This window comes from Lentzea pudingi (genome assembly GCF_014646255.1).
In the GTDB taxonomy this organism is placed as follows: domain Bacteria; phylum Actinomycetota; class Actinomycetes; order Mycobacteriales; family Pseudonocardiaceae; genus Lentzea; species Lentzea pudingi.
Genome location: NZ_BMNC01000038.1, coordinates 1 through 9,310, shown reverse-complemented (window position 1 = coordinate 9,310; position 9,310 = coordinate 1). Strand labels below are relative to the sequence as shown.

Annotated in this window: 3 protein-coding genes and 1 pseudogene; 1 reads left to right on the top strand and 3 read right to left on the bottom strand. The window is 62.8% G+C overall.

The window, feature by feature from the left end:
* Positions 1-437: 437 nt before the first annotated feature.
* From IEY88_RS43660 to IEY88_RS43650, 3 genes and pseudogenes are all read right to left on the bottom strand, one after another.
* The gene (locus IEY88_RS43660) at positions 438-821 is read right to left on the bottom strand and encodes a pyridoxamine 5'-phosphate oxidase family protein (protein ID WP_189160780.1); all 384 of its coding nucleotides are present in this window, start codon (positions 819-821) and stop codon (positions 438-440) included.
* 622 nt (positions 822-1,443) lie between these two features.
* On the bottom strand, positions 1,444-1,899 hold the full coding sequence (locus IEY88_RS43655; RefSeq protein WP_189160779.1) for a family 43 glycosylhydrolase: 456 nt from the start codon (positions 1,897-1,899) through the stop codon (positions 1,444-1,446).
* 3 nt (positions 1,900-1,902) lie between these two features.
* A pseudogene (locus IEY88_RS43650) lies at positions 1,903-2,309 on the bottom strand (AbfB domain-containing protein).
* A 2,334-nt stretch (positions 2,310-4,643) separates the two neighbouring features.
* On the opposite strand from IEY88_RS43650, the gene IEY88_RS43645 reads away from it, so the two are divergent.
* Entirely contained in the window at positions 4,644-7,484 is a 2,841-nt protein-coding gene (locus IEY88_RS43645) for an RICIN domain-containing protein (protein ID WP_189160777.1), read from the top strand.
* Positions 7,485-9,310 lie beyond the last annotated feature (1,826 nt).

Below are 9,310 nucleotides of genomic sequence, written 5' to 3'. Positions count from 1 at the left end.
CCGCGCCCGCAGCTGGTGCGCACCGAGTGGCAGAACCTCAACGGTGTCTGGGAGTTCGCCTGAGCACCAGCTTCAGCCACGAGTGGCGTGCTCGATGTCAAGTCATCACCCCGACCCCACATCCGCAAACCGCTTGCCACGCCACTGCTGCCATACCTCTGAAGACTTTCGTCCGGCCCTGCCTTGTTGCTCCGCTGCGGAGGCCTCGCTTCCGGCAACTCGAGACGCTTCCGGGTGCGCGAGCTCTCCCTTTCCCGAAGACACCCATCGAGTTTGCGCTCCCGCCCTCGTCCGGGTCCTCGGCGCCAGGCGACCAGTTTCCGCAACCATAGACGCCCGATGGACGTGCACCCCAGAAGCCCGTTGCTGCCTGAGCTTCGCCGCACTTTCGCTCGCGTTAAGCATGACGTTGGCGGTGCGGTTCGCTGATGCTCCTGCTAGTCGCACAGGTCGACAGCCACTCCATTGATCACAGTCGGCTCTATCCTCGCGTACACGAAGTCTTCAGGGCGTGCTGTCAAACCGAACGCCGACAACAGCACGGGATCATCACCACACAGACGATCGGCGGCTCCGAGTACGACCACCGAGCGACATACCACTTTCTGCGGACACACATCGTCCACGTGCAGCGCGCAAAAGTTGTGGCCGTGCGGCAACACTTGAAACGCGGTCTTGGAGTCGATGGCAAAGAGAATTGACTCCTGATGCACGGCGATGCGCACAGGCAGTGCTGAAGGCAATGCGTTCACGGTGTAGAGCAACCGGCCTGTGAACGCCGAACGCATCACTTCCCAGCACATCGCCGTAGACAAATCCACTCTGCCTGCTATTCCCGGCATCGACGCATCCAGCCCATCTCACATGAGTGCCTCCACCACAGGTACCGGAGGGTCGTTCAACTGGCCAGTCAGAGCATTCGAACGCCGCCGATCCGCGAATGAATTTGGGCTCAGGGTTCGCGGATCGGCTTGCGGATGGCGATCGGAACGCCGAGGAGCGGCGTGCCGTCCGGGCGGAAGGACATGGGCTGTACACGCACGCTGCGGCCATTCCATCCGCTGCCTGGGAGGGCCATCGCGTGGTAGCCGAGCCAGGGTTGCCGTCGACGTCGAAGAACGTGTTGTGACCCGGCCCCGCCGCTCCATCGTTCTTGCTGAACTCACACCGCGTGGACTTCCGCCACCCCGCGGCGTCGGTGGGTTGGCCGACCAGGACCAGTAGTCCTAGGCAGTAGTCGTCGGTCCAGCTCCCGTTTGCTGAGAACACGACGGTGAGCTGACCGTTCGGTCCGACCACGGCTTGGGGTGCCTCGTTGACGCGTACGCCGAACTGGCTGGGCACCGCCTCCCAGGCGCGCCGGGACTCGCGATGGTGAACCGTGCGTCCGTCGAGGTCATCGGGCCGGACATCCTGGTGATGTAGAGGTGCTGGACGGTCGGGTCACCGTTGCGCCATCCCGACCACAGGAAGTAGCTCTCGCGCTGATGAGTGAGGAAGGTGCCGTCGATCGCCCACTCGTCGTCGGGCAGCGCGACCTGACCTTGGAAGTCGTAGGCTATCCGGGTTTGGGCCGCGTCCAGACAGCGCGTACATGCGGTGGCTCGCGTTGCCGCCGCCGTTCTCGGCTGCGAAGTAGATCCACCAGGTCCCGTCGACGAGTTGGAGCTCAGGGGCCCATACCTCGGCGCAGGCTGCGGCCGGACAGGCAGGGGGCCGCCACACCACCGAAGGGGTCGCCTCGTGCAGGCCATCGAGCGTGGCTGACCGGCGGATGGTGATGTTGTGGAATCCGTCGACCAGCACGAGGTAGTAGAACCCTCCTGTCCGGACGATGCTCGGATCGGCCGCACGCTCGACCAGCGGATTGAAGAAGCGGCCGGTGAGCAAGGGGCTCACCGGCTAAAAGGTTGCGTCACGCGCGAACTGACCGCTGCCGTCGTTGTCGGACAGCCGCAGGACCCCGAAGGCGTGCCTCAGATAGGCGCGCGGAAACTGCATGGCGCGGTAGGACACTGCTCCGCTGTCGGCCAGTCCGGGCGCCGCGCAGAACGTGGCGTCCCGCTGGTAATGGGCGTCGTCCTGACGAGGCTGGAGAACCACCTCGCCGTTGCGGTGGCGCAGGAAGTGGCGCGGTAGTTGCGGGACTCGAACGAGACGCAGCTACCGGAAAGTCCTCGTGTGATATTCCACGTGGCATCGGCTTTCGATTCGACAGGGCTCGATGCGGTCAGATCGTCCACCCGGCCAACGCCGAAAGCGTGCTGTACGTATCCGTTGGCGGAGTTGTATGCCTTGATCGACACCATGGCCGCTGTTTGAGCCGATGCGCTCATTGCGTTAGGTAGAACGATGGCTGAGAAGAACAGCAACAGGATCAGGGCGATGCGGACGGTCACGGTGCCGTCTCCAATCGACAGGGACGAATCGGGGTGTGCAAGCACGGTGCAGATCCAAGAATTTCTGCGGCTGGACAGCCGAATCCACCGTGCCACAACGCGATTACGGCTGACACCCGAGGGTTAGTCCGACTTGTCGAACAGGCACGTGCGGCTACGAACAATGGTGCACACTCATGGTGATGGACAGTCGCGATGCCAACGCTCGCCGCGCCTCGATACCAGTGATTGGATGGCCAACCTCTCGCCGGCGGAAGTGGCGGTCGCCATGCCGAAGGGTCAGACAGGCGCGAACTCTACATGATGCACGGTGACGTCGACGCCACCGTCGCCGAGTTCGCCGAAAAAGGATGTCGGGTCCAATTAGATTGCCATCATTGGGGCAGGCCTATTCAGATTCGCCTACCCGGCGGCAGCAGAGCGGGCCTGTGCAAGATCTCGGCCCGCTCACGAACGAACTCCGAGGTTCGACACCATCTTCCAAAAATTTCTTGCCCAGTCCTGTATTTCAGGACCACAAGTGGCTGGCCCGTCAGCGATCTTGTCTTTGCGCTTGAGCGGATCGGATGAAACGGGCGGGCCTGCTGCGGCTGACAGACGATGCCGGGGAACCAGTTGATCGCGCTCCGTCCTTGACATCCCCGAAAAATCCCGGTGTTCGAGGAATCTAGGTTGACACTGCGGTCCGTCGTCGCCAGAATGGACTATCGAATCCATCGCGACGGCAACAAATTTCAGTGCGGCTGCCTGCCTCGGCTGAGCAGATAGCACGCTTGATACGCCCAGTGGCGTACCTGTGCTTGCACCTCTGGTGGCCTAGATTCAGCTTCGAAAACTCTATAGGCGCAAGAATCGAACCGGAGAATCTGATGAAATCAAAACTTGCCGCTGTCTTGATGACTGCCTGTGTCTCGATCGGATTGCTCTCAATCAGCTCTGTGCAGTCGAACGCATCGGCGGAGAATGAACTGCCCGATTGTCTTGACGTCATCATCGTCAGTCCGATCGGAAGCTCGAGCCCGCGGACGACTGTGGTCGCAGTGCGGAACAACTGCCACCACGACGGCTCTCGTTTGCAATTCCGGATTTCCATGGAAAATGGCACGTCCAGTCCGTGTTACAGCAATGTCACTTCAGGAAGCACGCGGTTTCACAACTCGACCAGTCAGAATGATCAGTTCCCGTCGCTCAGGGCAGTTGAATCCTGCTAGTCAGGCGTGGCATTGGTGGCCTACGCATTGAGGCTTCTATCTGCAAGAGCTTTTTTGCGAGATGCTCAATCCAGTGGGCAGGTTCCTGTCCTCGTCTTCATCTGTGGTCGTGTGCAACCCGTGCCGCGACCGTCGACAGCGACTTCAATGTTCATGTCGATCTGAACTGCCGCTTGTGCCATCGGAGAGCCAGTCCTGGGGCGAGGCGAGATGAGTCAAGTTCATGGGTTCTGCGCACGAGGTTCGCCTTTTTGGCGGTGAATGACACAGTTGCAGTGCCGGATCGAGGCACGATGACCTCGGTGAGTATCTTGGAACTGGTCGAGAAGAACTTGGCTGCGTGCCAGACCCGAGCTTGCAGGTATCGCCGCAATTGACTACGTCGTGCTCGGCACGGGCGATCGGTCTCGTCTTCTCGCGCAGCAGGCGGCCAGCCAGAACGGACGGAGCAGGTTGTCGAGACGCGGCGGGAACGCGCCACAGCACTGCTGACCGGCGAGGAAGCGTTCACGGCCTTCGAAGAGCGACTGCTCGACGAAACAGATGCCGCTGCCACGTTGAGTCGATCTTCCACGCGCACCAAGTCCACCTCGCTGGCATCGACCGCGAGGCGAAGATGGTATTGCGACTGCGGCACATCGCCAGCCCGTCGCGTCGCCTAGCGTGAACAGCAGCGGCAGGCGAGCGCATGAGTTTGTTCGCGTTTGTCGTACGAGTACTTTTCGCGAAGCGAAGAGTAAAGCGCTTTTCGCGAGGTTGGGCGACTGTTCCGTCGAAATAGGGCGGTCGTGGTCGTAATGGTGGAGGTAGCAGCAATAGGCCGCCGGCGTGTGGTCACCAGGGGACCCCGGATGGCGGCGAGTCCACTTGCGGGGATCGCGAAGGCCAGATGAGCTGGTCCTGGCTCCAGGCGGTGCCTGGAGCCAGGCGAAGGCGGGTCGAGATCAGTTCATGAGCCTGATCTTCTCCGTCCGCTGATACAACGTTGTAAAACTTGTAGCTCCGTAGGCTACCGATGACGCGAGGAAGAACCATGACGATTCGGCGCAGAACGGTCCTAGCTGCAGGCGCGTCGCTCGCAGCAGCTCCCAATGTCCTGCAAGGGAGCGCAAGCAGCGCCTCCGCACAGACACAAACACCACCCGACCAAGCGGTGAACACGGCGCGAGCACCGTTCCGGCAGCCGACCTACCTCCGCTTACCACCAGGCGCAGTCACAGCACATGGATGGCTGGCAACCCAGCTCGACAAGCAGCTCAACGGTCTCAACGGCCGACTTGAGCAGATCTCGCACTTCCTGCGGTTCGACCGCTCAGGCTGGGTGCATCCGAACAACGCTGGATGGGAGGAGGTGCCGTACTGGCTGCGCGGCTTCGGTGATCTCGGTTACGTAACTGGCGACGCGCGGGTGCTGCGCGACACCGAGCGGTGGATCGGGGCGGTGCTGGCCACCCAGGCGGCCGACGGCTTCTTCGGTCCGGGTGAACTGCGATCCTCGCTCAACGGACACGCGGACTTCTGGCCACACATGCCGATGCTGCACGCGCTGCGCTCGTGGGCGGAGTACTGCCATGACGATCGCGTCATCACGGTGCTGACACGGTTCTTCTCCTTCATGACCAGGCAGCCGGACGCCGTGTTCTCCGACGGCTGGGGCGCCACGCGCTGGGGTGACATGCTCGATGTGATCGCGTGGCTGCATGAGCGAACCGGCGATCCCGCCCTGGTGGACCTGACCCACCGCATCCACCGGCATTCGGCGAACTGGTCAGGGCCTCTTCCTACCCTGCACAACGTCAACATCGCCCAAGGCTTCCGCGAGCCCGCGCAGTACTGGCTGTTGTCCGGTGACAGTGCGCATCGCGAAGCCACCTACCGGGCCTACGACACCGTGATGCGCGACTACGGGCAGTTCCCTGGGGGCGGTTTCGCCGGAGACGAGAACGCGCGTCCTGGATTCGGTGACCCCCGGCAAGGGTTCGAGACCTGCGGCGTCGTGGAGTACATGGCCAGCCATGAGCTGCTGGGACGTATCACCGGCGACGCGGTGTGGGCAGATCGCGCCGAGGACTTGGCGTTCAACCTGCTTCCCGCCGCGCTCGACCCGTCCGGGAAGGTGACGCATTACGTCACGCCAGCCAACGTCATGCGCCTTGACGACGTCACCAAAAGGCGAAGGCAGTTTCAGAACGGGTTCGCAATGTTGGCTTACAAGCCCGGCGTGGACGAATATCGCTGCTGTCCGCACAACTACGGCCAGGGCTGGCCCTACTTCGTCGAGGAGATGTGGTGGGCGACCCACGACGGGGGTCTGGTCGCCGCGCACTACGGGCCATGCCGGGTCACGACGACGGTCGCCGGTGGTGTCGCGATCACGATCAACGAGGACACCACTTATCCGTTCGGTGAGACCATCACCTTCCGGGTGCAGCCGGCACAGTCGGTTGAGTTCCCGTTGATACTCCGCGTACCTCGGTGGTGCCAGCAAGCGTCCGCGACGGTCAACGGCCAGGCTGTGACGATTTCCGCGACCGGTGGGTTCACCATGATTCGTCGGCGGTGGGCTCCCGGTGACGTTCTGGTGCTGAGCCTGCCCATGACCGCGTCGCTCAAGACCTGGACGGTCAACCACAGCGCAGTCTCGGTCGAGCAAGGCCCTTTGACCTATTCGCTGAGAATCGATGAACGGTGGAACCGCTACGCGGGAACAGCCGACTGGCCCGAGCTCGAGGTGACAGCTGGCTCAAGCTGGAACGTCGCGCTCGACGCCGGCACACCGCTGACCGTGAGCAGGTCCGGCGGCGACCTCAACGACCCGTTCTCCACCACGAACGCTCCGGTGCGCATCACTGCGCGTGTCCGGGACCTGCCTGACTGGACCGCGGACAGCGAACAGGTGATCGGCACCCTCAACGACAGTCCTGTGTGGACCGCTGCGCCTTCTCGGCAGGCGACGTTGATCCCGGCTGGTGCGGCCCGGTTGCGGATCACGGCCTTCCCGCGCAGCGGCGGCACCCGAGGCTGGGGCACGCCGGGTGTGCTCGTGCGCGTGCGCAACTTCAACAGCGGCAAGGTCCTTGCCGTCGACGCCATGTCGACGGCGGACTCCGCCAATGTCGTTCAGGTCTTCGACACCGGCACCGCAGAGCACCTGTGGCGGTTCGTCGACGTCGGCAACGGCCAGGTGAAGTTGCGCAACGAACATTCCGGCAAAGTCCTCGGTGTTGATCAGATGTCCACCTCGGACTCTGCCCAGGTGGTGCAGTACAACGACAACGGCACCCGTGACCACCTCTGGGAACTGGTCGACAACAACGACGGTCGGTTCCGGCTGCGCAACGTGCACTCGGGTAAGGTGCTCGGTGTTGATCAAATGTCCACAGCGGACTCCGCGCGCGTTGTGCAGTTCGCCGACAACGGCACCCGCGACCACCTGTGGCAGATGGTTCCCGACGGGATCGTCAAGATCCAGAACCTCAACTCGGGTAAGGTGCTCGGTGTTGATCAGATGTCCACAGCGGACTCCGCGCGCGTTGTGCAGTTCGCCGACAACGGCACCCGCGACCACCTGTGGCAGTTCGTGCCCGACTCCGACGGCTACTTCCGCATTCGCAACTCCAATTCGAACAAGGTGCTCGGGGTCAACCAGATGTCCACAGCGGACTCCGCGCGCGTCGTGCAGTTCGCCGACAACGGAACAGCGGACCATCTGTGGCGCTTGCGCCCGGACACCGACGGACTGTGGCGGCTGCAGAACAAGAACTCCAGCAAGGTACTGGCGGTAGATGGCATGTCGTACGCCGATTCCGCTCAAGTGGTTCAGTTCAGCGACACTCGCACGCCGGACCATCTGTGGCGGTTGCTGCCGGGCTGACAGGTTCCCGCTGCAGCTCTTGCTCACACGGGCGCCGCGCCGCACAAGGGTCCGCGTCGGGCTCGGTCGATCCAGTCGGCGGGTGCAACCTCGGTGGTCTTGCGCAACATCGGCTGCTCATCGAGGACGCGGGTGACGTGGTGCGCTGAATTCCTCAGCGCACCATGACACCGCACCAATACCGGGCTTGGCGTCACGCCAAGTCTTCGTGTGCATGCTCTGGTCGGGGCATGGCATTCGATTCGGGTGGAGGCCCCCTATGGTGACCGAGACCCGATGACTTGCGGGTGATCAGGACGCCAGCTCATCGATGTCGGCAGGGTGGCGGAGCGGTCGATCACAGCAAGTCAGAGAACCGTGGAAGACAGGCAAGAAACTCGAAGCCGGGCAAGGACGAATGCCGCCTCACCCACGGGCGAACATGAATGAACACTGACGAACTAAATGTGCTGGAGGTGACGGTCAGAGGCTCTCCGACGCGGAGCGGGGCGCGAAGATCGCCGAAGACTGGATCGCGCTGAAGCACCGGCTGCGGTCGTGTACCAGCCATGTCATCTGGTCGGCCTGCGGTCGCCCTGCCGGCTCTTACCCCGCAGGACATCACGCAGGGGTGGGTCGATGACTCAGTCGTACGTCGTAATGGTCACGCGCCCGACGACATCACCCTGTACAGCTCGCCGACGAGTTGGCTTTGTGGTCATGGCGCGGTGCTGGACACCATCAGTCGTTGGAGGCGTGGCAGGCTCAGAGTCCCAGACGCCCAAGGATCCTCGTTCTAGTCGGCCAGGCCGATCACTGGCTCTTCGAGCTGCTCTCGCGGAACCAGGCCGACCGCGGCCGCACTCGCCGAAGGTTTCGGTGGCGAAACATCTTGCTCCAGATGAGACTCAGTAAAGAAACCTGATCGCATGCTCGGTAGCGGTCCTCCGATCGGGGATCCAGGACGCCCTGAGGCCATGCCAGCCACGGCGGCTGCCCGATCGATCTCGTCTCATCGAGCGGCCGTCTCCCCTCCGGTCACCGTGGCCACAGGTCAACGAACCCAGGTGTCGCCGGACCCCAACCGGTGGCTTTCAGAGCCCAATCGACCGCCCGGAGGGCACGTACGCGGTCAACCAACCGTCGTGCAGATGCTTGTCACCAGAGTTGAGGGTGGGCCCAATTCCTCGGTCAAGACATCGACCAACGCAGCCCGAACATCGGTTACCACGATGAGAAGATGCGCTCCTGCCTGACGTCGACAGGTTCGGCAGCACATCAGCACGACGGAGGGTGACTGCGTCGATCGGCACGATCGCGAGATCGTAGAAACCCAGCACCCGCACCGCACCCACCTCAGAATCGGGCAGCGCGTGCACCAGCTGCAGCAGTGTTCCTTGGTTTGCCGTGCCCCGAGCTCGACAGTCGGCTGCGACCAAGTTCGCCTGCCAGCACCACCGTTGTCCAGCATCTTGCAAGCGGTGTCTAACAGATGCATTTTGACTCGCCGTACACCTCGATGATCTCCGGGCCAGCGAGGCGTCAATGCCTGTGTGGGCGAAGCCGCAGCGCTGCGGCACTCGAAGTAGGGGGCACAGGAAGTCTTGAGCACTACGCGGGCACGCTTGACGTTGGTGCTGCTGGCGTTCTCCGCGTCGACGAACAGGTAGATGGTCACTGGGCCGTGCAGCCGCCGGTGCTTCGCCGCGGTGCGGCCAGTTCGGTCTTCTCGTCGCTGCGCATTCCGGCGTCACACGCGACCTGTTCGGTCACTCGCGCACGACGGTCTAGTGTCCTGAGTCGTTAATTCTTGCGCGCCGTAAGCTTTGTCGATGCCGAGTTCGAAG